Genomic DNA, 22521 nt, shown 5'->3' with positions numbered 1-22521 from the left:
TGGCTACTTGGCTTCCGCCTTGGCCCAGGAATCCTTGAGGCTCACCGTGCGGTTGAAGACCGGGTTCCCCTCCCGTCCGTCCGGGTCGGCCACGAAGTAGCCCAGCCGCTCGAACTGGAAGGCCTGGCCGGGCTTCGCCTTGGCCAGGGAGGTCTCCACCTGGGCCGATGCCAGGATCTCCCTGCTCCCGGGGTTCAGGAAGTGCCGCCAGTCCTCGCCTTCGGGCACGTCCATGGGGTCCTTGGCGGTGAAGAGCCGGTCGTAGAGCCGCACTTCGCAGGCCAGGGCGTGGGCCGCCGACACCCAGTGGAGGGTTCCCTTGACCTTGCGGCCGTCGGGGGCGTCCCCGCCCAGGGAGGCGGGATCCCAGGTGCAGCGGAGCTCGGTGACCTCGCCCGCGGCATCCTGCACCACGCCCGTGCAGCGCACGAGGCATGCGTTCTTCAGGCGCACTTCGGCCCCGGGGGCCAGGCGGAACCATTTCTTGGGGGCCTCCATCTGGAAGTCCTCCCGCTCCACGAAGACTTCCCGGGAGAAGGGGACCTTGCGGCGGCCCAGGGCCTCGTTCTCGGGGTGGTTGGGCACGTCCAGCCAGTGCACCTCGCCCTCGGCCAGGTTCTCGATGACAAGCTTAAGGGGGCGCAGTACGGCCATGGCGCGCGGGGCGCTCCCGGCCAGGTCCTCGCGCACGCAGTGCTCCAGGAGGCCCACGTCGGCCACCATGTCCCGCTTGGCCACGCCCACCTTGTCCGCGAAGGCCCGGATGCTGGCGGCGGTGTAGCCCCTCCTGCGCAGGCCGGTGATGGTGGGCATGCGGGGGTCGTCCCAGCCGCTGACGAAGCCTTCCTTCACCAGCTCCAGGAGGCGGCGCTTGCTCATGACGGTGTAGGTGAGGTTGAGCCGGGCGAACTCGATCTGGCGGGGGTGGGGCCTCGAGAAGAACTTCCCCTCCGTGTCCTGGGCCAGGAACCAGTCGTAGAGGGGGCGGTGGTCCTCGAACTCCAGGGTGCAGATGGAGTGGGTGATGCGCTCGATGGCGTCCGAGATGCCGTGGGCGTAGTCGTACATGGGGTAGATGAGCCAGGCGTCGCCGGTGCGGTGATGGTGGGCGCGCTTGATGCGGTACATGAGGGGATCCCGCATGTTCATGTTGGGGCTCTGCATGTCGATCTTCGCGCGCAGGACCTTGGCGCCGTCCGCGAACTCCCCGGCGCGCATGCGCCGGAAGAGGTCCAGGTTCTCCTCGGGGCTCCGGTCGCGGAACGGGCTGTTTCGCCCCGGCTTGAAGAAGTTGCCCCGGTAGTCCTTGATCTCCTCTTCGCCCAGGTCGCACACATAGGCCCTGCCCTGGCCGATCAGGTACTCCGCGTAGTCGTACAGGAACGGGAAGTAGTCCGAGGCGTAGTGCTCCCCGGCCCAGTCGAAGCCCAGCCAGCGCACGTCGTCGCGGATGGAGTCCACGTACTCGACGTCCTCCTTGACCGGGTTGGTGTCGTCGAACCGCAGGTTCGTGGTGCCGCCGTACTTCCCGGCGAGGCCGAAGTTGATGCAGATCGACTTGGCGTGGCCGATGTGGAGGTAGCCGTTGGGCTCGGGGGGGAAGCGGGTGCAGATGCGGCCCCCGTGCTTGCCGGAAGCCCCGTCGGCCTCCATGATCTCCTCGATGAAGTTGAGGCTGCGGGTCTCGGGGGCGGGGGTCTCGTTGGTCATGTCAGATCCATTTTTCCAGGCGGGCGCACACGTCCCCGCGGCCCAGGAGGGCCATGGTGTCGAAGATGGGGGGGCTCACCAGCCTGCCGGTGAAGGCCAGGCGCAGGGCCTGCGCCAGGTCCTTGAGCTTGAGGCCGTGCCGGGCCAGGATGGCATCCACGTCCGCCTTCAGGGCGTCGTGCTCGTAGTTTTCCAGGGCCAGGACCTCCCGGAGGGCTGGACGCACGGCGGAGGTCAGGTACTTGGCCACGTCCGCCTCGGCCGGCTCGGCGGCCCCGGAAAAGAGGAACGCGAGGGTGTCGGCCATCTCGACGAGGGTGGCCCGGTTCTTGTTGCAGCCGATGGCCAGGGCCTTCCATTCGTCGGACCGGGCGTCCCAGGCGGCCTCCAGGCCCCGCATCTGCCACTGCCAGCGCAGGTGCGGCGCGATCTCCGTCCAGTCCAGGCGCTGGATGAACTTCTGGTTGATCCACTTGAGCTTGTCGATATCGAAGACCGCGGCGGCCTTCTGGATCTCGCCCAGGTCGAAGTTGTCCATGAGCTGCTGGTCGGTGAGCAGCTCCTCCTCGACGCTCTCGGCGGCCTTGCCGTCCACCTTGGGCGTCCACCCCAGCTTGGCCAGGCACAGGCGCACCGCCACGGGCAGGTAGCCCTCGTCCCGGAACTCGGTGATGCTGGCGGCTCCGTGGCGCTTGCTGAGCTTCTGCTTGTCCTTGCCCAGGATCATGGGCACGTGGGCGAACCCGGGCAGGTCGTAGCCCAGGGCCCGGTAGAGGACGATCTGCTTGGGGGTGTTGGCCACGTGGTCGTCGCCGCGCACCACGTGGGTGACGCCCATGTCCACGTCGTCCACCACCACGCAGAAGTTGTAGGTGGGGGTCCCGTCCTGGCGGGCGATGATCCAGTCGTCCAGGCTCGAGGCGGGAACGGCGATGCGGCCCTTCACCAGGTCCTCCAGCACGATCTCGCCCTCGTCGGGCATGCGCAGGCGGATGGCGCTGGGCACGGAGGCGTCCAGGTGCTTGTCCCGGCAGCGCCCGTCATACATGAAGGGGCGGCCCTCGGCATCGGCCTGCTTGCGGCGGGCGTCCAGGTCCTCCCGGCTGCACTCGCAGCGGTAGGCGAGGCCCTTGTCCAGCAGTTCGGCGATCTTGGCCCGGTAGAGGTCCATGCGCAGCATCTGGCGGTAGGGGCCGTGGGGACCGCGGTAGGCGTTGGGGTCCCCGGGGACGGGACCCTCGTCCCAGTCCAGGCCCACCCACTCCATCCCCTCCTCGATGATCCGGATGTTGTCGTCGGTGCTGCGGGTGAGATCGGTGTCCTCCACCCTCAGGATGAACGTCCCATGGTGCCGCCGGGCATAGAGCCAGCAGAACAGGGCGGTGCGGACCCCCCCGATGTGGAGCATGCCGGTGGGGCTGGGGGCGAAGCGGGTTACGACGGGTTTTTGCATCTAGACCTCGGGCCTGAACCTTATAGTCTGCCCGATGCGGCCCGAACCCCCAAATCCTACTTGAGGTACAGCTTCAGGCGGATCTCCACGGGGCCGGAGCTGCTGAAGAGGCTGCGGTCCAGGACCACGGGCACTTCCACGACGCTGGTGCTGGGGTGGGCCCCGGGTTCCCCGGTGGGCATCCCGCCGGCTTCCGTCACGGGCAGCTCGTCGATCTCCTCGAGCATCTCGCCTGCGCCCAACTCCTCTACTTCCAAAGGCATACGTTCCTTGGCCGCCTCGGCGCGGGCGCTGGGGCGGGCGGGGAACATGTCGCGCTGGGGCTCCGCGGGGGCGCCCCCGCCGTATTTCTCTGTGAGGTGCTTGAGGACCAGCCTGGCGACCCCGGACAGGGTCTCCCGGACCCCCTGCCCCCGGGTGGCGCAGGCCTCGAAGGTGGGGACCCCGAACCGGTTGATCTCCCGGTTCAGCACGTCCGTGGGCAGGGCGTTGGGCGTGTCCCGCTTGTTGAACTGGATGACATGGGGGAGTTTCTCCAGCTCCGACCCCTGCTCCCGCAGGTTGTCGATAAGGTTCTGGAAGCTCTCCTTGTTGCCCTCCAGGGCCTGGGCCTGGGAATCGGCCACGAAGACCACGGCGTCGGCCCCCCTGAGCACGAGCTTGCGGGTGGCGTCGTAGAACACCTGGCCGGGCACGGTGTAGAGCTGGATCCGGGTCTTCATGCCCCGGATCGTCCCCAGCTCGATGGGCAGGAAGTCGAAGAAGAGGGTCCGGTCCGTCTGGGTGGCAAGGCTGAGCATCTTCCCCCGGCCGTCCTGGGGAAGGGAATCATAGACATGCTGAAGGTTGGTGGTCTTGCCACAGAGGCCGGGGCCGTAATAGACGATCTTGGCGGTCAGCTCTTTGGTAGCTGCGTTGAAAAGGACCATGCGGCCTCCACGGGGGAGAAGGGATGCCAGATTGGCTGAATCCAGGGGGTCAGGTCAAGGTTGAAGCCCGTCCGGGGCAAATTAGCCGGGCCCGGGGGGGTTGACTGTTTGCATAACCCATAGGACACCACTAGACTGCTCAAGAGATCCAGAAAATAAAGGGGAGACCATGGCAAAACTGCTCGTTCAAGAGAGTAATGGAGCCCGCGAATTTGAATTGGTCGACAATGAGGTGAGCATCGGGCGGGAGCTGGACAACACCCTCCGCCTGGCCGACCCCAGCATCTCCCGTCACCACGCCGTGCTCCGCAGGACCGCCACGGGCTACGAGGTCCAGGACCTCGGCAGCAGCAACGGCGTCCTCATCAACGGGATCAAGGTGGAGACCGGATCCCTGAAGGACGGGGACCGCATCACCCTCGGCCAGATGCAGCTCACCTTCGTGGACCCCCGGCCCGTGGAGGACGTGAACCCCCTGGGCACCGTCCGCATGAACCTGGACGAGATGGCCAAGATCCAGGGTGGAGCGCCCGAGCCGGCCCCCATCGCCCTGGAGCCCCCGGTGCCACCGGCGCCCCAGGCGCCCCCGCCCGCTCCTCCCCCGCCCCCGGCCCCCCGTCCCATGGCCCCCCAGGGCGACAACCCCGCCCCCGCCTTCCTGCAGCCCTACCTGCCCGGCGTCCCGGACGACGCCCAGCCCCTGATCTACGGCGGCGCCATCGAGCGGGGGGATTTCGGCACGCGGTTCGTGGCCTACCTCATCGACGTGGGCATCTGGCTGCTCCTGTTCGTCGTGTTCATCGTCGCCTCGGCGGTTCTGGGCGCGGTCTCCCACGGCATCACGGTCCTCTTCAGCTGCCTCCTGTACCCGTTCCTGGGGCTGGGCTACATGGTCTTCATGCTCTGGAGCATGGTCAAATTCAGGGCCACCATCGGCAAGAAGATCATGAAGCTCCGCGTCGTCCCCGAGATGAACCCCGCCGGCAACATCGACTGGGGCCAGGCCATCCTCCGCCTCGTGGGCCACTGGGTCAGCGGCATGCTGGCATGCCTGCCCTACCTCCTCATCCTGGGCGCGGACCGGAAGGGGTTCCAGGACATGTTCTCGAACTCCATCGTGATCAAGGTGGACCGCTAGGACGCTTTTCATCACAATGGCTCATTCCGGCCCCCCAGGGGGCCGGTTTGGGCTTACTTTGGATATACCGATCCAGTTCGCCTTGCCTCCGGCCTTAGACAGGAGCACCCATGCCCAAGCTGAACAACGTCCTCGCCGTGATTCTCGGAGGGGGCCGCGGCGCGCGGCTCTATCCGCTCACCAAGATGCGCTCCAAGCCCGCCGTCCCCATCGCCGGCAAGTACCGCCTCATCGACATCCCGCTGAGCAACTGCATCAACTCCGGCATCTTCCGCATGCACGTGCTGACCCAGTTCAATTCGGTCTCGCTGCACCGGCACATCTCCGAGAGCTACAAGTTCGACGTGTTCCACACCGGCTGGGTGCAGGTGCTGGCCGCGGAGCAGACCCCCACCAGCGAAGGCTGGTACCAGGGCACCGCCGACGCCATCCGCAAGCAGCTGTTCCAGATCCAGGTGGTGGGCACCGAGCACGTGCTCATCCTCGCCGGGGACCACCTCTACCGCATGGACTACGCCCCCATGGTGGCCCACCACATCGCCAAGGGCGCCGACATCACCGTGGCCGTGCAGCCCGTGGCCAAGGACGAGGCGGACCGCTTCGGGCTCCTCAAGCGCACCCCGGACGGCAGGATCGTCAACTTCGTGGAGAAGCCCAAGACGCCCGAGGCCCAGGAGGCCATGGTCAGCCGGGACGACCCGGAGCGCCCCTTCCTGGGCTCCATGGGCATCTACCTCTTCAAGACCGAGGTGCTGGTGGACCTCCTCACCAGCCACCCGGACTTCGACGACTTCGGCCACCACGTCATCCCCTTCGCCATCAGCCGCATGAACGTCTCCGGCTTCGACTTCGACGGCTACTGGCAGGACATCGGGACCATCCGCTCCTTCTACGACGTCAACCTCGAGCTGACCCGCCCCAACCCCGAGTTCAACCTCTACGACGCCCACCACCCCATCTACACCCACTCCCGGTTCCTGCCCGGCTCCATCTGCTCGGACACCAAGCTCAAGGACGTGCTGCTCTGCGAGGGCTGCGTCATCGAGGGCGGCGGCGAGATCACCCACTCCATCATCGGCGTGCGCAGCCAGATCGGCCCCGGCACCCGCATCCTGGACAGCATCGTCATGGGCGCCGACTACTACCAGCGCCTCCACAAGGAGGTGCCCCTGGGCATCGGCCCCGACTGCCACATCGAGGGCGCCATCCTGGACAAGAACGTGAGCATCGGCGCGGGCGTGGTCATCAGGCCCTTCCCCCGCGGCACGGAGCTGGACGCGGGCGACTACGTGGTCCAGGACGGCATCGTCGTGGTGCCCAAGAACACCGTCCTGTGCGCGGGGACGCGCATCGGGCCGGAGGCCTGAGACGAGCCGTGGCCTGCGCATTCTGTGGAGGAGGACCCCTGGAACCGTGGAGGCCCGGCGAGCCCGCCGTGGTCCGGTGCCGGGCCTGTGGTGGCGCCAGCCTGGATCCCCTGCCCGAACCCGCGGCGCAGGCGGAACTCTACCAGGAGGACTACTACCAGGAGGACTCCGGCGGCCGGTTCCTGGGTCTGGCGGAGGCCCTGGTGGTGGGCCTGAAGTCCTCAAGGTACCGGGCCGTCGCGGCAAGGTGCGGGGGCGGGAACTCCATCCTGGACGTGGGCTGCGGCCGCGGGGACCTGCTGGCCCTCTTCAAGGCGAAAGGCTGGACGGTGAAGGGCACCCAGGTGTCCCGCACCGCGGCCGAGGCGGCGCGGCGCCTCAGGAACATTGATGTCGCCGTGGGGGAGCTGCCGGACCTTGGCCTGGAACCGGCCTCCTTCAATGTGATCACGTTCTTCCATGTGCTCGAGCACCTCGCGAACCCCAGGGCCTACCTGGCCTGTGCCCGGGATCTCCTTGCCGACGGGGGACTCCTGGTGGTGGAGGTCCCCAACTTCCGCACCTGGGGATTCAGGCTCCTGGGACGCCGCAACCTGTGCTTCGACTACCCACACCACCTCCATTTCCTCACGCCTGCGGCCCTGGCCGGACTGGTGGAGCATTGCGGCTTCAGGGTCGAGGAGCGGACCTGGTATTCCCTGGAATATTCGGCGTTCACGACCCTCCAGAACTGGCTCAACCTCCTCCCGGGCGAACCCAGCCGGCTGTACCGGGCCCTCATGGGCAACCCCGCGGGCATCTCCCTGCGCCGAAGCCCCTGGACCTGGCTGCACCTCCTCCTGGGGACGCTTCTTGGTCCCCTGGCCTTCCTGGTGTCCGCGATGAGCCTGGCGCTGCCCATGGGGAACACGATCCGTTTCTACTGCAGGAAGGTGCCGGGCGCGAGGGCCTTTCCCTTTCGGCCTTGAGGCGGCGGGCGATGGGTTCATAGAGAGACGTCGTGGTCCGCTCCCATTTCCAGGGCCGGCCTTTTTTCTGGGCCTGCCAGAAGGCCCAAGGGGCCTTCCAGGTGCCCAATTCGTAGCCGAAACCGTCATACGTGTCTTCCCGGAACGCGTAGAAGGCCCAGTGGGACCCCTGCCCTTCCACCACCGAGAGCACGTCCTCCAGATAGGTGGCGCACCCCGGCGAGAGCCGGTGGCAACCGAATTCGCCGACCACAATGCGATGGGCCGGGATCCCCTGTTCCCTGGCCCAGTCGTAGGCCGGCTGCAGAAAACGGGCTATCGCCGCCCGATCCCATTCCTGCTCCCGCCCGGAAACGGAAGGAACCGGGCCGGGGTATACCCACGGTTCGGCCCGCCGGAAATTCGCCGGACTGGACCAAGGGTAGGGTTCATACATGTGGAAGGCGTAGAGCGTCTTTTGATCACCCACCGGATCCGGCCAGTACGTGAAACCCGTGGCCCGTGCGTACCACCCCGAATCCAGCAGCACAGGCATGTCAGGGTCAACCCTCCGGACGGCGGCCAGGACCAGCTTGTAGAACCCGGGAAGATCGCAGGCGGACCCTTTCACGGTGGCGTACCACGCTTTCAGTTCCTCCGGCGAAGCATCTTCCGCTGCGCCGCCCTCCCGTTCAGGGGCGGGTTCGTTGACCAGGTTGTACCCTGCCACGGCCGGGTGGCCCTTCAGCTCCTTGGCGAGGTCGCCCCAGAACCTCGCCGATTGTCTCCACCCTTCCTTGTCCCGCCAGATCCGTCCGTCGAATCGGGCGCCGTTGTTCTGGCTCCAGCGCATCCCGGGCAGGGAGAGGGGCACCACCACGACCTTGATCCCTTCCGCATGGGCGCGATCGAGGGTGGCTTTGAGCGTTTTCAGATCGGCCGCCACCAGTCCCTCGTACCGGCTGGCGTCTCCCAGCAGGAAATCACGTCTGGCTGGTTTCCATTTGTCGTAGGCCAAGCGGAGCCATTGGATGCCCTGCCTGCGGGCTTCCTTGAAATAGGCCCTGGATGGAGGGCTTCCGTTCATGCAATTGGCACCACACCGGGGCCGGCCGGTCCAGAACTCCATCCCTGCACCTGGCGCCACCGAAGCTGGGGCAGCCCCCTGCGTCTGGGCGTGGAGGCCCGCCGCCGCCAGGAGCGCCATCAAGAGAAAGAACGACCGCATCATCGGGGCACTTCCATCGTTACCCAATGTCCGGGAGTGCCCGATGGTTCCCGGGATGGTAGGGCGACCCCAGCCTGGACTCGAGGCTTCAATCATGAAAAAAGCCCATATTCCTATGGGCTTTTTTCAAATCAAGCTACACGGTCGGCTCCGGCACCCCTCAGAACGGGATGTCGTCGTCGTAGACCTGACCGCCGCCCGAAGCGGGAGCGGGCGCACCGGTGGGCTCGTACTCGTCGGCGCCGCCGCCGCCGGAGGGCCGGCCGCCGCCTTCCTCAAGCCGGCCGAGCATCACGAAGTTGTCGCAACGGATGTCGCAGGCCGTCTTCTTGACGCCCGCCTGGTCGGTGTACTCACGGTACTGGATGCGGCCCTCGATGAGGACCTGCTTGCCCTTGCGCAGGTACTTCTCGGCGATCTCCGCCTGCTTGCCCCAAACCACGATGTTGTGCCACTCCGTCTTGGTCTGCTTCTCACCCTGGGGGTTCTTCCAGGTCTCGGTGGTGGCCACGGAGAAGCGCGCCAGGGCCTGGCCCGACGGGGTCATCTTGAGCTCGGGATCCCGGCCCAGGTTTCCGATCAGCATCACTTTGTTCAACGATCCGGACATGTTCTTCCTCCTTGTAGGTGGCGGAGCTCTCCGCCTCACCGAATGCCTCAGTCCGTCTGAGCTGGTGGTAGGGTGACAATGATGATAGCGGGAGTTTTCGTGTCAAGCCTTCTCATAACCTGCCGAGACAAGTCATCCGCGGGCCGACATTACGTTCCGGCGGTCCGGGCGGGGGGCTGGGAGGGGGAGATCCTCCTTGTGGGCCCCGGGGACCCGGTCCCCCCCCTGGAGGGCTTCCGGGGGGTGCTCCTCACCGGCGGGGACGACATCCACCCCGCCAACTGGGATCCGGAGGAGGCCGTGCACCCCGAGGCCGAGCCGGACCCTGAACGGGACGCCCTGGAGATCCCCCTGGCCCGCCGGGCCTGGGACCTGGGCCTGCCCATCCTGGGCATCTGCCGAGGGGAGCAGCTGCTCAACGTGGCCCTGGGGGGCAGCCTCGTGCAGGACATCCCGGATCACTACGGCTGCGGGCCGGAGCGTCACTGCCTGGGTTCCTCCAGCCTCCCTCCCGAACTCGCCCACTGGGTGATCGTGGACCCCGCCTCCCGGCTGCGCGCGCTGGTGGGGGCCGAAGCGGTGGAGGTCAACAGCCGGCACCATCAGGCCGTGGGCCGCCTGGCCCCGGGCCTTCGGGCGGTGGCCTGGCACGGCACCGCCAGGGACGGGCGGCCCCTGGTTGAGGGCCTCGAGGCCGCCGACACCTCCCGGTGGGTGGTGGCGGTCCAGTGGCATCCCGAGAACCTGGTTGCCATGGACCATCCGGCGGCACTGAGCGCCCTGGGGATCTTCCGGGGCTTCGCCGAGGCGCTCCGGGAGCGGTCTTGACCCTTTCCCCCCTGCCCATCGACCCCTTCCTCCCGGCGATCGTCGAGGCGCTGCGCGACCGGGGCTGCCTGGTTCTTGGGGCGGAGCCCGGCGCGGGCAAGACCACGCGCGTGCCCCGGGCCCTGCTTGATGCGGGGATGCTCGCCGAAGGCGAGTGCTGGGTGCTGGAGCCAAGGCGCCTGGCGGCGCGCCTCGCCGCGGCCCGGGTGGCCGCGGAACTGGGGGAGCCGCTGGGCGGCGCCGTGGGCTACGCGGTGCGCTTCGAGCAGAAGGTCTCCCGCGCCACCCGCGTGCGCTTCGTCACCGAGGGGCTGCTGCTGCGCAGGCTCCAGGACGACCCCGCCCTGCGCGGCATCTCCACGGTCCTCCTGGACGAGTTCCACGAACGCCACCTGCAGACGGACCTGGCCATCACCCTCCTGCGCCGGCTGCGGAAGGGGGCGCGCCCGGACCTGCGGCTGGGGGTGATGAGCGCCACCCTGGACCCCGGGCCCATCTCGGCCTTCCTGGAGGCCCCCGCCCTGGCCTGCCCCGGGCGCCAGTGGCCCGTGGAGATCCGGCACCAGCAGCGGCCCGAGTCCGCCCCCCTGGAGGACCAGGTGGCGGGTGCCGTGGACCGGCTCTACCGGGAGGGCCTCAAGGGCCACACCCTGGTGTTCCTCCCCGGCGCCGGCGAAATCCGCCGCTGCCTGCGCAGCTGCGCCCGGACCGCCGAGACCCACGGGCTGCGGCTTCTGCCCCTGCACGGGAGCCTCCCGTTCGATGCGCAGCAGGAGGCGGTGTCCCCCAGCGAGCGATTCAAGGTCATCCTCAGCACCAACGTGGCCGAAAGCTCCGTGACCTTGGAGGGGGTGGGTGCCGTGGTGGACTCGGGCCTGGGGCGGGAGGCCTTCCACTCCCCCTGGTCGGGCCTGCCGGGGCTGCGCACCGTCCGCATCAGCCAGGCCCGCTGCGTGCAGCGCGCGGGGCGGGCCGGGCGCACCGGGCCCGGGGTCTGCCTGCGGCTCTTCTCCCTGGCCGAGTTCAATGCCCGGCCTCCCTTCGATGCCGCCGAGCTCCTTCGCACGGATCTGGCCGAACCGCTTCTGGCCCTGGCCGACCTGGACATCGGCGCCGGCCTGGAGTGGTTCCAGGCGCCCCCGGCAAAGGCCCTGGAGGCCGGCGGCAAGCTCCTGGAGAGCCTGGGGGCCATGGAGGACGGTCGGATCTCGGCCCTGGGCCGGCGCATGGCGCGGTTGCCCCTCCACCCCCGCCTGGCGCGCCTGGTGACCGCCGGCGAGGACGCCGGCATCCCCAACCTCGCAAGGCTCGCGGCCGTGCTCCTGGAAACCGGGGACCTGGTCGCCCGCAAGGACCTGGCCCCCCGAGGCGCCCCCCAGGGCCATGCGCTGGATTCCGATGTCCTCGCCCGCATCGACCATTACCTGGAGCCTGCGGGCACGGATCCTGCGGCCCTGCGCCAGGCGCGGCTGGCCTTCAGGGCCCTGGGCGGCGGCGCCCTGGAGGAGGACGAGGAGGGGCTCCTGCGCGCCATGGTTGCGGCCTACCCCGACCGCATCGCCCGGGTGGGCGGCAACGGCACCTGCACCCTGGTGGGCGGGGGCGGCGCGCGCCTCGCGCCCCAGTGCCGGGTGCGCCGGGCGGGGTGGATCCTGGCCCTGGAGGCCGACGGCGTGGGCGGGCAGATCCAGGTCCAGGCCGCCTCGCGCCTGGAGCCGGACTGGCTCCTGGACGCGTTCCCGGACGCCATCCGCGACACCGAGGAACTGGCCTTCAACGGGGGCACGGGCCGCGTTGACCTCTATTCCCGCCTCTGGTTCGAGGACCTGCTCCTCATGGAGAGCCGGCGCCCCGCGCCTCCCGGCCACCCCGGCGCGGCCCAGGTGCTGGCCCGGGCCGCCACGGGCGCGGCCCCCCTGGAAGGCCTTCTGCCCCGCCTGGCCTTCCTGGCGAGGCTGCGCCCCGACCTGGCCATCCCGGACGAGACCGGTCTGCGCGAGGTGCTGCTCACCGGCGCCTGCGAGGGCCTCGCCAGCCTGAAGGAACTGGAGGCCGCGGACTGGCCCGGCGCCGTGCGCCGTGCCCTGGGGGCCGAGACCGCGCGGCTCCTGGACGCCTGGGCACCGGAATGGATCCAGATCCCCCGGCGCCGCCTGCGCGTGAACTACGGGGACGGCGCCCCCTGGGTGGCGTCCCGGCTCCAGGACTTCGTCGGCCTCAAGAAGGGTCCCGCCATCGGCGGGGGCGAGGTTCCCCTGGTGCTCCACCTCCTGGCCCCCAACAACCGCGCCGTGCAGGTCACGACGGACCTGGCGGGGTTCTGGCAGCGGGTCTACAAGGAGATGAGGCCGGGGCTGGCCCGCAGGTACCCCAAGCACCACTGGCCGGAGGTCTAGGGTGTTTTAGAAATAGAAGGCCCTCTAGGAAGCCGCTTCGCCCAGGATCTCCCGCTCCAGGCTCTGGAGGCGCTTGATCCGGCTGTAGTGGCCGGGCTCCTGGGCCAGCTCCTGGGCGGTTCCGCGCTGAACGGCATGGCCGTCCTCCAGCACCAGCACGTGGTCGCACAATTCGGCCACGAAGACGCGGTGGGTGGCCAGCACCAGGGTGGTGTCCACCAGGAAGGTGCGCAGGTTCTCCAGGATCCGGCTCTCGGTCTCGGAATCCACGGCGCTCAGGGCGTCATCCAGGAGCAGCAGGCGGGGCTTGCGCAGGAGGGCGCGGGCCAGGGCCGTGCGCTGGCGCTCGCCGCCGGAGAGGACAACGCCCCGCTCGCCCACCACGGTGTCCAGGCCCATGGGCAGGCGCCGGATGAGGTCGTCCAGGCACACCACCCGGGCCACCTCCCACAGCTCCTCCTCGGAGGCGCCGGGACGGCCCAGGGCGAGGTTCTCCCGCAGGGACAGGCTGAACAGGAAGGCCTCCTGGGGCACCCAGCCGATGCCGGCCCAGTGCTCCCGCAGGAGGCCCTGGTCCAGGACCCTGCCGTCGAGGGTCAGGGTGCCCTCCTGGATCCCCCTCAGACCGGCCAGCACCTGCAGGAGGATGGTCTTGCCCGAGCCGATGCCGCCCACCACGGCCAGGCGCGAGCCGGGCGGCAGTTCCAGGTCGAGGGGGCCGATGCCCCGGCCCGAGTCGAAGCGGTGGGCGGCGGCCCGCAGCTCCATGGCCGCGGGGCCGGAAAGGGGGGTCAGGGGCGCGTGCTCCGGCAGGACACCGCCGGGATCCTGCAGGACCTGGTCGATGCGCTCCTGCCCGGCCTTGCCCCGCTGGAAGAGGTTGGCGGACCAGCCCAGGCTCATGATGGGCCAGGCCAGGGTGGCCAGGTAGCCCGTGAACGCCGTGAGGTCGCCCAGGGTCAGGTTGCCGCGGAGCACCAGGCTTCCGCCGTAGGCCACCAGCACCAGGGCCGCCAGACCGGCTGTGAAGGCCGACAGCGGCATGTAGGCGCCGAAGAGGATGGTCTGCTGGATGCTCATGCGGGCCTGGGTGCGGCTCAGGCCCTCGAATTCGGCCACCCGCAGGTCCTCCAGGCCGAAGGCCTGGACCACCTTCTCGCCGGAAATGGTCTCGTGGCTGAAGGTGTTGAGCTGGGAAGTGACCACCTGGATCTTCTGCTGGATCCGGTGGCTCCACTTCCCGATGAGGTAGAACCCCGCGGCCAGGAGGGTGAAGGGCATGATCACGGCCATGGCCAGGCGCGGGCTGGCGTGGAGCATGAGGACGAGGGTCATGGGCAGCAGGCTGGCGGTCTGCAGGAGGCTCATGAGGCCGGGACCCGTAGCCATGCGCACGGTGTTCACGTCGTCGCCCATGCGGCTCATGAGGTCGCCGATCCGGCTCTGCTCATAGAAGGAGAAAGGCCGCGCCAGGAGCGAGTCGTAGAGCTCCTCCCGCTGGCGCTTCTCCACTTCGCGGCTCAGGCCGATCAGCGTGTTGCGCATGAGGTAGCGCCCCAGGCCGGCGAAGACGGTGAAGCCCAGCATCCAGAGGAGGTCCTGGCGGCTGGCGTGCCACTGGCGCAGTTCCAGGGCGTGCACGGCCCGGCCCGACCAGAAGGGGACCCAGGCCGCGGCGAGGCTGCAAAGCACCGAGGCCGACAGGCCCAGGAACAGGATCTTGCGGTGGGGTGCCACCAGCTTCCACCACCAGGGCTTCCAATGTCGGGGGGATCGGTCCAAAGCGCCTCCAGACAGAATCCTACCAGGGTGCTAGCCTTTTCCATCTGCGTGGAGGCATCCTTGAGTCCTGTCGGCAAACCCCTCCCCCCGTTCTCCCTTGTGGATCACCTGGGAAATACCGTCACCAACGCGACCCTCGCCGGTCACTGGGCGGTGATCTATGCCTATCCGAAGGATTCCACGCCGGGCTGCACCACCGAGGCCTGCGATTTCCGGGACAGCTGGACCCGCCTGCAGGCTGCAGGCGCCCTCGTGTATGGAATCTCCCGGGACTCCCTCGCCTCCCATGCGAAGTTCGCCGGGAAATTCGAACTGCCCTTCCCCCTCCTCTCCGACCCGGACAAGCTGCTCCTCGCCCCCATGGGAGCCTTCGGCAAGAAGGTCATGTACGGCAAGGAGATGGAAGGCATCATCCGGTCCACCCTGCTCGTGGACCCCAAGGGCGTCGTGCGCAAGGCCTGGCCCAAGGTCAGCGTGAAGGGGCACGTTCAGGAGGTCCTGGCGGCGCTGGAAGCCCTGGGATGCTAGGGGCGCCCTCCCAGAAGGGCCCGCTCCGTTTCTGGTTGGCCGTTCTTTGCGGCCTCATGGCCCTGTCCTTCGCCCTGGCCATGACGCGGGTCTACCAGGTCGACGAGGCCCAGACCGTGTACATGGCCACGGTGCTTGCCAAGGGCTGGACGGGGTCCCTTTTCACCAGCGGCCAGCTCCATCTCCATCCGCTTTCGCTCCTGGCCCACATCGGCTCCACCTCGGCGACCACCTTCCTGGTCTTCCGGGCCTGCTTCTGGGCCCTGTTCTGGGTGAACGCGGCCCTGGCGGTGCGGGCCTCCGGCATGCGGGTCCGCAGCCTTCATGGAGCGAAGGGCCTGGTCCTGGCGGGAACCCTGGCCACATGGTGGGCTTACGCCCTCGAATGCCGCCACGACAACATCCTGATCACCGGTCTCCTGGTCCTGTGGATCCTCGCGCGGCGCACCCGCTTGCCGAGGGACCTGGTCTTCCTGTCCCTGGGGTTTGTCTCCCTCCTGCTCCATGCCTGCCTGTTCAAGTCCATCGCCGTCTGGGCGCCCTTGACCGCCCTGCTGGTGGGCCTGGAGCCCGGCGGCTGGGCAACCCGGGCGCGACGGGCCGGGTGGTGGCTCCTGGGAGCCGCCGGGTGCTACCTGGCCTGCTGGGCGTTCAAAGCCCACGCGGGCATCCAGTCCCTGGGCGCCAACGGTCAGAACGCCCTTCGTGTGGCCGTGTCCTCGGAGCGGTTCGCGCCCTGGCATACCTTGCAGATGCTCCTCGGGACGTCGCCCCTTCTGGTCGCGGCCATGGGAGGGCTCGTCCTTCTCGGGGCCGCGCAGCTCCGCCGCCGGGGGCTGCGCAAGGCCTGGGAGGAGGAGGCCGGGTTCCCGGAGGTGCTGCTCTTCGTCTTGTGCGCCTTCGCCTTCCTCGCCAACCCCACGCCCTTCCCATACAACCTCGCCACGCTCAGCGCCGGAGCCCTGGTCGCCATCCTGGCCCTGGGCCGCCCCTGGCTCGAGCCCGGGGCCTTCCGGGAGGCCCGGGGCCTTCCTTTCCTCGTCTCCCTGGGTCTCCTCCTGCACCTGACGCCCTGGGCCATGCGCGTGGCCGAGCTGTTCTCCATGCCCAACGACCGGCAGGAGGAGATCATGGCCATGACCGAGGCATTCACGGGCCCGGACGACCCGGTGTACGACGGCATCGGGATGGTGCCGACCCGGAAGGCCCCGACCTATGAATGGGTCATCAATTGGGCCAACCAGGGCCAGTTCCATGAGCGCCCCCTTTTCGCGAACCTGGGTGACCGGGTTCCCCCCGTCGTGCTGCCCAGCTACCGGCTCAACTACCTGCCCCCCGCCGACCGGGCCTTCCTGGCCGCCAACTACCTCCTCCTGCACAAGGACTTCTGGGTCCTCGGGGCCTCGCCCAGGACGAGCGCGGAGCCGGGAACCTGGACCTGCCTCCGGTCCGGCAGGTACGCGCTGATCCCCCTCAAGCCCGATCCCGGCCCCGTCACCCTGGACGGGCAGATCATCCCTCAGGGCATCACCTGGATCGCCAAGGGGACACACCAGCTGGCCATGGACCCCGCCTCGCCCAGCGCCCTGTCCTGGGTGGGGCCCACCGTCCAGCGCGTCCCTGTTCCGGGCAACGACGGCGCGCCCTCCCTCTGCCCCGTGCCTGGGGGGTTCTAGACCATTGTTCACGGAACGGCTTGAATCTACGGCCCACAACGCATGAGGGGCCGCAGGTCAGACGGCGAGGTGCCCTGTCTGCCTGGGCACGGCCCCTAATCGCCCATGATGCTGAAGCCGCCGTCCACGTAGAGAACCTGCCCCGTGATGCCGCGGGCCATGTCGCTCAGCATGAAGAGGGTTGCGTCCCCCACCTCGGCGGCGTCCGTGTCCTTGCGCAGGGGGGCCCGGTTCCGGTGGTGGCGCTGCATTCCGCCGAAGCCGGCGATGCCGGAGGCCGCCAGGGTCTTGATGGGGCCTGCCGAGATGGCGTTCACCCGGATCCCCATGGGCCCCATGTCCGCTGCGAGGTAGCGCACGCTGGCCTCGAGGGAGGCCTTGGCCACGCCCATGACGTTGTAGTTGGGCACAACGCGGGTGCCGCCCAGGTAGGACATGGCCACGACCGAGCCCCCTTCGCCCATGATGGGCGCCGCGCTCTGGCACAGGGCCGCCAGGGAGTATGCGCTGATGTCGTGGGCGATGCGGAAGTCCTCCCGGCTCGTGGCCAGGAACTGGCCTTCCAGGGCCGCCCGGGGGGCATAGGCGACCGCGTGGACGATGAAGTCCAGGTGCCCCCAGACCCGCTTGAGCAGCTCGAAGGTCATTAGGATCTGCTTGTCCGAGGTCACGTCCATGGGGATGAGGATGGGATCCTTTAGGTCGGCCGTGAGTTCCCTGACGTTCTTGCCCAGGCGGTCGTTCTGGTAGGTGAAGGCCACCTCGGCCCCCTCCGCCAGGAGCCGCTGGGAGATGCCCCAGGCGATGGACCACTTGTTGGCTACCCCCACCACCAGCCCGCGTTTGCCCTTCATGAGCATGGCCACCCCCCTTCTGTCGAAATCTGCGACAACCTCTCAAATTAGCCCAAACGGCGCGTGACCGCCACCGTGTCCTATACTCGGACCATGATTCTGCGGGCCGTACCCTTTTCCATCCTCACCCTCGCCCTGGCGGCCGGGGGCTATTCCCCGCGCCCCGACCTGGACGCCGGGCACTACCTCAAGGCCTTGGCCGCCGCTGACGCAGAACTGAAGGCCGACCCCGCCAACGCGTTGGCCCTGGCGGCCCGGTCCCAGGCCCTCACCGCCATGATGCGCCTGCCCGAGGCCCTTGCCGCGGGCCGCAGGGCCGCCGAGCTCAACCCCCGCCTGGGGGAGGCTCTTCTGGCCCGGGCCCTGGCCAGGGCCGGCACCGCCATCCAGCAGAAGAACCTGGGCAGTCTCCGGGGCGTGTCCGCCGCCATGGACGACCTCCGCGGGGCGGTGAAGGCTGAACCCGGCCTGGTGGCGGCCTGGATGGCGCTGGGGCTCGGCTACGAGCAGCTGCCGGGCATCCTGGGCGGCTCCACTCGCCGGGCCCTGGAGTGCGCCGAAGTCGTCCGTAAATTGGACCCAGGCAAGGGTTCGGCCCTCAAGGGCACGATCCTGTCCATGGAAGGGGAGTGGCCGCAGGCCGAGGCCGCCTTCGGGACGGCCCTCGCCATTTCTCCGAAGGATCCGGAAGTCACCATGGCCTACCTGGACGCCCTGGGCAGCCGGGAGACCCGCAAGGACCTCGGTGAAGAGGAACAGAAGCGGCGCCTGGCCCGGGAGGCCCGCAGGCTCCTGCCCGGTGCCAGGGGCAGCGCCCGTGCCCTGTGCTCGGTCTGCGACGCGCTGATCGACGCGGGCATGGGCGAGGAGGCCTGGAACGCGGCCCTTGCCGCCCTGCCGGCGGTGGACGCGCCCAGCCTCATCCAGCTTGAGCTCGGCAAGATCTCTGCCCGGACCGGCGTCCACGCCGACCAGGGGTTGGCCTTCCTGGACCAGGTCCTCAAGGCGCCCCTGGAGGGCGGGTCCGGCGGCTACGGAACGGCCCACTGGCGGCGAGGGCAGATCCTCAAGAACCTGGGCCGCAAGAACGAAGCCCAGGCCGCGGCCAGGGCCGCCCTGGCCCTCGACCCCAAGGACGCCAAGGCGTCCAGGCTTCTGGAGGAACTACGCTAGGTTCGCTTCCCGCCGCCATTCCCCAGGAGATTCGATGATCCCCTTCAATCGGCCCCACTTCACGGGTAGGGAAGTGGAGTTAATCCAGCAAGTTTTCGAAAGCGGCAGGACTTCAGGCAATTTTGCGTTCACGCGGCGGTGCCAGGCCTTTTTTGAGCAGCGCTACGGTCTGCGGAAGGCGCTCCTGACCACGTCCTGCACGGATGCCCTGGAACTCGCCGCCCTGGCCTGCGGCATCGACCCCGGGGACGAAGTCATCCTCGCGTCGTACGGCTTCGTGTCCACCGCCAACGCCTTCGCCCTGAGAGGCGCCCGCCTGATCTTCGCCGATTCCGGTCCGGACCATCCCAACATGGCCGTCGCCAGCATCGCCGACCGGGTGACGGAAGCCACCCGCGCCATCGTAGTGACGCACTACGCGGGCGTCGCCGTGGACATGGACCCCCTGCTCGCCCTGGCAGATGTCCGGGGCATCCGGGTGATCGAGGACGCCGCCCAGGGGGTCGAGGCCACGTACAAGGGAAGGCCGCTGGGCAGCCTGGGGCACCTGGGCGCCCTCTCCTTCCATGAGACCAAGAACATCCAGTGCGGCGAGGGCGGCCTCCTGATGATCAACGCCGCGGAACTCGCCGCCCGCGCGGAGATCATGTGGGAGAAGGGGACCAACCGGGCCGCGTTCTTCCGGGGCGAGGTGGACAAGTACACCTGGGTCGACCTGGGGAGCAGCTTCTCCCCGCCGGAAATCACGGCCGCCGTGCTCTGGGCCCAGCTGGTGGACCTGGACGCCATCCAGGTCCGGAGGATGGAGGTGTGGAACCGCTACCACGCCGCGCTGGCCCCTCTGGAAGCGGCGGGCCATGCCTTGCTTCCCCGCATTCCCGCCCATTGTGTCCACAACGGGCACATCTACTACCTCGTCCTGGACAGCCTCGCGACCCGCACCCGGCTGATCGAGCACCTGAAGGCCCACGGGGTCAATGCCGTATTCCACTACCAGTCCCTCCACCGCAGCCCCTATTTCGCCCCCCGCCACCACGGGGGGCCGCTCCCCAACTCCGACCGCTACAGCGACTGCCTTCTTCGGCTGCCGCTCTGGCCGGACCTGGGCCCCGCGGACCAGGACGCGATCATCGGGGCCGTCGCGGGGTTCTTCGGCGCATGAGGCGCTGCGTGAGATGCTCCGCTCCCCTCGCCGAGCCGGCCTGGCGCTGCGCCGCCTGCGGCTGGGCCGCGGAGGTGCGGGAGGGCATCCCCATCCTCTACGGGGAGGTCCCCGACGGAGAGGGGTTCTCCAAGGCGGCCTTCCAGGATCTGGCCGGCCAGGAAGCCCGGCATTTCTGGTTCAGGAGCCGGAACCGCCTCATCGCCTGGGCCCTGGGCAGACACGCCCCCCGTCCCGGGACCTTCCTGGAGGTCGGCTGCGGCACGGGGTTCGTGCTGCAGGGCCTCGCGGCCCTTTTCCCCTCGACCCGCTTCACCGGGGCCGAGTTCCACGTCGAGGGCCTGCCCTTCGCCGCCAAGCGGGTGCCCGGGGCCGACTTCCTTCAGCTCGACGCCCGGAGGCTGCCCTTCGAGGCGGAATTCGACGTGATCGGCCTTTTCGATGTGCTGGAGCACATCCCCGAGGACGACCAGGTCCTGGTGGCGGTCGCCGCGGCCGTCAAGCCCGGAGGAACGGTCATGGTCACGGTCCCTCAGCACCCGTGGCTGTGGAGCGTGGTGGACGAGAAGGCGTCCCACGTCCGCCGGTATACCCGCGCCATGCTCCTGGACAGGCTGGCCGGAGCCGGGCTGCGGCCCGTCCTTGCCACCTCCTTCGTATCCCTCCTCCTTCCCCTGCTGGTACAGGTCCGCCGCCGCCGGGACAGGGAGGCGTTCGAACCCCTGGCCGAATTCGAGATCGCTCCCTGGAAGAACACCCTGCTCGCGCTCGTGATGGCTCTGGAACGGCTGCTCATCAAGGCTGGCGTGCGCTGGCCCTGGGGCGCCTCCCTGCTCGTCGTGGCCCGGCGCCCCGGCCCATGAGGCGCCCCGGGCTCCCCGCCCTCCTCGGCTGGGCCCTGGCCGTCGGCTTCCTCGTCTGGGTCGGCCTGACCTTCGAGTGGCAGAGCGCGTGGGGAATCCTCCTGAAGGCCCGGTTCCTGGTCTTCTTCGGGGCCACGGCCGGCACCCTCCCGCTGTTCTTTCTCATGCGGACCTTCAGGTGGCAGAGCCTCCTTCCCGACCAGGCCCGCTCCGGGTCCCTGCTGGACCGGTACCTCGCCATCGGGATCGCGGTGGGACTCGGATCCGTCGTCCCGCTCCAGGGGGCGGAGATCCTGAAGGTCGAAGCCGGGCACAGCGGTTCCGGGCTGGGCCGCAAGCGCGGCTATTCGGCCCTCCTGCTGGAACGGTGCCTGGATCTGGCCTCCATCCTCCTCCTCTTCTTCCTGTGCTACCCCCGGTACCTGCCGGCCCAGGGACGGATGCTCGCCGCCGCCCTGCTCTCCATCGCCCTGGCCGGACTTCTCCTCGCGCCATGGCTGGGCAGGATCCCCGGCACCGGCCGGTTCGAGGCGTGGGGAACCGGCTTTCGCAACCTGGTGGCTTCGCCGGGCCGGCTCACGGGGGCGCTGGCCTCCACCGCCGCGGCATGGCTGCTGGTCCTGGCCGGGTGGTACGGGGTCCTGGCCTCGCTGCAGATCCACCTGCGTCTCCCGGATCTGGCCGCGCTGATGTCCGGGATTGCCCTGCTGGGGATCTTCAGCCTGATTCCCGGCGGGATCGGCATCTGCGAGCTGGGCATCACCGGCATGCTCGTCCTGGCGGGGGTGGAGCCGGCACGGGCCCAGGGCGCCGCCCTCCTTCTTCGCGGCTATTCGCTGGCTTCGGCGGCATTGGGGCTGGCGTTCCTTCTCTGGCAGCGGTACCGGGCGGCCTCCAATGGGGGTATTCTCGGAACATCCCGGAGGCGTTGATGGTGCACATTTCGGTTGTGACTCCGGTCTACAAGGCCGCCAGGATCCTGCCGGAACTTTACCGCCGACTCAGGCTCGCCCTGGAAGCGATCACCCCGGATTTTGAGATCCTCATGGTCAACGACCACAGTCCAGAGAACGACTGGGACGTCATCGGCGAGCTCGCCCGCACCGATCCCCGGGTCAAGGGCCTGGATCTCTCCCGGAATTTCGGACAGCATTTCGCGATCACTGCAGGTCTCGACCATGCCCAGGGGGAGTGGATCGTGGTCATGGATTGCGACCTCCAGGATCAGCCTGAGGAAATCGCGAAGCTCTACGCGAAGGCCCAGGAAGGCTATGACGCCGTGTTCGGCCGGCGCCACGCGCGCAAGGACGCCTTCCTCAAGAAGGCCATGTCCAGCGCCTATTACCGGCTATACGAATACCTAATTGATGAAACGATTGACGGCTGCGTGGCCAACTTCAGCATCATCTCCCGGCAGGTCGCCCAGAGCATCGGTGAAATGCGGGAGCAGAACCGCTCCTACGGACTGTTCGCGAAGTGGGTCGGATTCCGGACCACCGCCATCGACATCGACCATGCGGCACGCTACGAGGGGCTGACGTCCTACACCTCCGGACGCCTGATCCGGCTGGCCGTCGACAGTATCGTCTCCCAGTCCAACAAGCCGCTACGGCTGTTCATCCGGCTCGGCTTTCTGATCGCCCTGGTGTCCTTCGCGTTCATCATCTACATCCTCTACCGGCATTTCTTCGTCGGAATCAGGATCGAAGGCTGGGCGAGCGTGATGGTCTCACTCTGGTTCATCAGCGGCCTGCTGTTCATGAACCTGGGGATCCTGGGACTCTACATCGGCAAGACCTTTGACGAGGCGAAGCGCCGACCGCTATATGTCATCCGGGACCGCATCGGCCTTTCCGACCGCCCCCGGAAATGAAGCA

17 protein-coding genes and 2 pseudogenes are annotated in these 22521 nt (G+C 68.6%); 12 read left to right on the top strand and 7 right to left on the bottom strand.

Annotated features, from left to right (window positions below; genetic code table 11):
- Positions 1-3 precede the first annotated feature (3 nt).
- From RAH40_RS15690 to RAH40_RS15680, 3 genes and pseudogenes are all read right to left on the bottom strand, one after another.
- Positions 4-1710 carry a glutamine--tRNA ligase/YqeY domain fusion protein gene (locus tag RAH40_RS15690; protein ID WP_306598507.1) on the bottom strand — a complete coding sequence of 569 codons (1707 nt, stop codon included), beginning with the start codon at positions 1708-1710 and terminating at the stop codon, positions 4-6.
- Between the two features lies 1 nt (position 1711).
- On the bottom strand, positions 1712-3163 hold the full coding sequence (gltX, locus tag RAH40_RS15685; protein ID WP_306598506.1) for a glutamate--tRNA ligase: 1452 nt from the start codon (positions 3161-3163) through the stop codon (positions 1712-1714).
- Positions 3164-3519: 356 nt separating this feature from the next.
- Positions 3520-4092, bottom strand: a pseudogene (locus RAH40_RS15680) (ATP/GTP-binding protein); the annotation flags it as partial.
- 169 nt (positions 4093-4261) lie between these two features.
- Here RAH40_RS15680 and RAH40_RS15675 point away from each other — a divergent pair.
- The 3 genes from RAH40_RS15675 to RAH40_RS15665 all read left to right on the top strand — a co-directional run bounded on the left by RAH40_RS15675 (position 4262) and on the right by RAH40_RS15665 (position 7565).
- The gene (locus tag RAH40_RS15675) at positions 4262-5230 is read left to right on the top strand and encodes an FHA domain-containing protein (RefSeq protein ID WP_306598504.1); all 969 of its coding nucleotides are present in this window, start codon (positions 4262-4264) and stop codon (positions 5228-5230) included.
- Positions 5231-5340: 110 nt separating this feature from the next.
- Positions 5341-6597, top strand: a complete 1257-nt coding sequence (locus tag RAH40_RS15670) for a glucose-1-phosphate adenylyltransferase (RefSeq protein WP_306598503.1) — start codon at positions 5341-5343, stop codon at positions 6595-6597.
- Between the two features lie 68 nt (positions 6598-6665).
- A complete protein-coding gene (locus RAH40_RS15665; protein ID WP_306598502.1) occupies positions 6666-7565 on the top strand; it encodes a bifunctional 2-polyprenyl-6-hydroxyphenol methylase/3-demethylubiquinol 3-O-methyltransferase UbiG in 900 nt (299 codons plus the stop codon).
- A 154-nt stretch (positions 7566-7719) separates the two neighbouring features.
- On the opposite strand, the pseudogene RAH40_RS23055 reads toward RAH40_RS15665, so the two are convergent.
- Positions 7720-8631 (bottom strand): annotated as a pseudogene (locus tag RAH40_RS23055) (glycoside hydrolase family 5 protein); the annotation flags it as partial.
- Positions 8632-8932: 301 nt separating this feature from the next.
- Positions 8933-9382, bottom strand: a complete 450-nt coding sequence (locus RAH40_RS15660; RefSeq protein ID WP_306598501.1) for a single-stranded DNA-binding protein — start codon at positions 9380-9382, stop codon at positions 8933-8935.
- A 99-nt stretch (positions 9383-9481) separates the two neighbouring features.
- Between RAH40_RS15660 and RAH40_RS15655 the strand changes: the two genes are divergently transcribed.
- Positions 9482-10210 (top strand): gamma-glutamyl-gamma-aminobutyrate hydrolase family protein, encoded by a 729-nt coding sequence (locus RAH40_RS15655; protein WP_306598500.1) that lies wholly within the window; start codon positions 9482-9484, stop codon positions 10208-10210.
- A complete protein-coding gene (gene hrpB / locus RAH40_RS15650; protein WP_306598499.1) occupies positions 10207-12606 on the top strand; it encodes an ATP-dependent helicase HrpB in 2400 nt (799 codons plus the stop codon). Before RAH40_RS15655 ends, hrpB begins: the two co-directional genes overlap by 4 nt.
- 24 nt (positions 12607-12630) lie before the next feature.
- Here the strand turns inward: hrpB and RAH40_RS15645 are convergent, their stop codons facing one another.
- Positions 12631-14388, bottom strand: a complete 1758-nt coding sequence (locus RAH40_RS15645; protein WP_306598498.1) for an ABC transporter ATP-binding protein — start codon at positions 14386-14388, stop codon at positions 12631-12633.
- 60 nt (positions 14389-14448) lie between these two features.
- On the opposite strand from RAH40_RS15645, the gene RAH40_RS15640 reads away from it, so the two are divergent.
- Both RAH40_RS15640 and RAH40_RS15635 read left to right on the top strand, forming a co-directional pair.
- Complete coding sequence (locus RAH40_RS15640; RefSeq protein WP_306598497.1) at positions 14449-14916, top strand: peroxiredoxin; 468 nt, start codon at positions 14449-14451, stop codon at positions 14914-14916.
- Positions 14917-14972: 56 nt separating this feature from the next.
- A complete protein-coding gene (locus RAH40_RS15635; RefSeq protein WP_306598496.1) occupies positions 14973-16592 on the top strand; it encodes a hypothetical protein in 1620 nt (539 codons plus the stop codon).
- A 95-nt stretch (positions 16593-16687) separates the two neighbouring features.
- On the opposite strand, the gene RAH40_RS15630 is transcribed toward RAH40_RS15635, so the two are convergent.
- Positions 16688-17446 carry an enoyl-ACP reductase gene (locus tag RAH40_RS15630; protein ID WP_306598495.1) on the bottom strand — a complete coding sequence of 253 codons (759 nt, stop codon included), beginning with the start codon at positions 17444-17446 and terminating at the stop codon, positions 16688-16690.
- 93 nt (positions 17447-17539) lie between these two features.
- Between RAH40_RS15630 and RAH40_RS15625 the strand changes: the two genes are divergently transcribed.
- The 5 genes from RAH40_RS15625 to RAH40_RS15605 are packed head-to-tail and all read left to right on the top strand — an operon-like array spanning position 17540 to position 22517.
- The gene (locus RAH40_RS15625) at positions 17540-18619 is read left to right on the top strand and encodes a tetratricopeptide repeat protein (protein WP_306598494.1); all 1080 of its coding nucleotides are present in this window, start codon (positions 17540-17542) and stop codon (positions 18617-18619) included.
- Positions 18620-18653: 34 nt separating this feature from the next.
- Positions 18654-19781: a dTDP-4-amino-4,6-dideoxygalactose transaminase gene (rffA, locus tag RAH40_RS15620; RefSeq protein ID WP_306598492.1), complete on the top strand. Its 1128-nt coding sequence runs from the start codon at positions 18654-18656 to the stop codon at positions 19779-19781.
- Between the two features lie 8 nt (positions 19782-19789).
- Positions 19790-20644: a bifunctional 2-polyprenyl-6-hydroxyphenol methylase/3-demethylubiquinol 3-O-methyltransferase UbiG gene (locus tag RAH40_RS15615; RefSeq protein ID WP_306598491.1), complete on the top strand. Its 855-nt coding sequence runs from the start codon at positions 19790-19792 to the stop codon at positions 20642-20644.
- Entirely contained in the window at positions 20641-21576 is a 936-nt protein-coding gene (locus tag RAH40_RS15610) for a lysylphosphatidylglycerol synthase transmembrane domain-containing protein (RefSeq protein ID WP_306598490.1), read from the top strand. Before RAH40_RS15615 ends, RAH40_RS15610 begins: the two co-directional genes overlap by 4 nt.
- Positions 21576-22517 (top strand): glycosyltransferase family 2 protein, encoded by a 942-nt coding sequence (locus RAH40_RS15605; RefSeq protein WP_306598489.1) that lies wholly within the window; start codon positions 21576-21578, stop codon positions 22515-22517. Before RAH40_RS15610 ends, RAH40_RS15605 begins: the two co-directional genes overlap by 1 nt.
- Positions 22518-22521: the final 4 nt, after the last annotated feature.

Origin of the sequence: Geothrix sp. 21YS21S-2 (genome assembly GCF_030846775.1) — a bacterium.
GTDB lineage: Bacteria > Acidobacteriota > Holophagae > Holophagales > Holophagaceae > Mesoterricola.
Note: the sequence above shows the minus strand (reverse complement) of the source record. Positions and strands in the feature narration are given on the sequence as shown.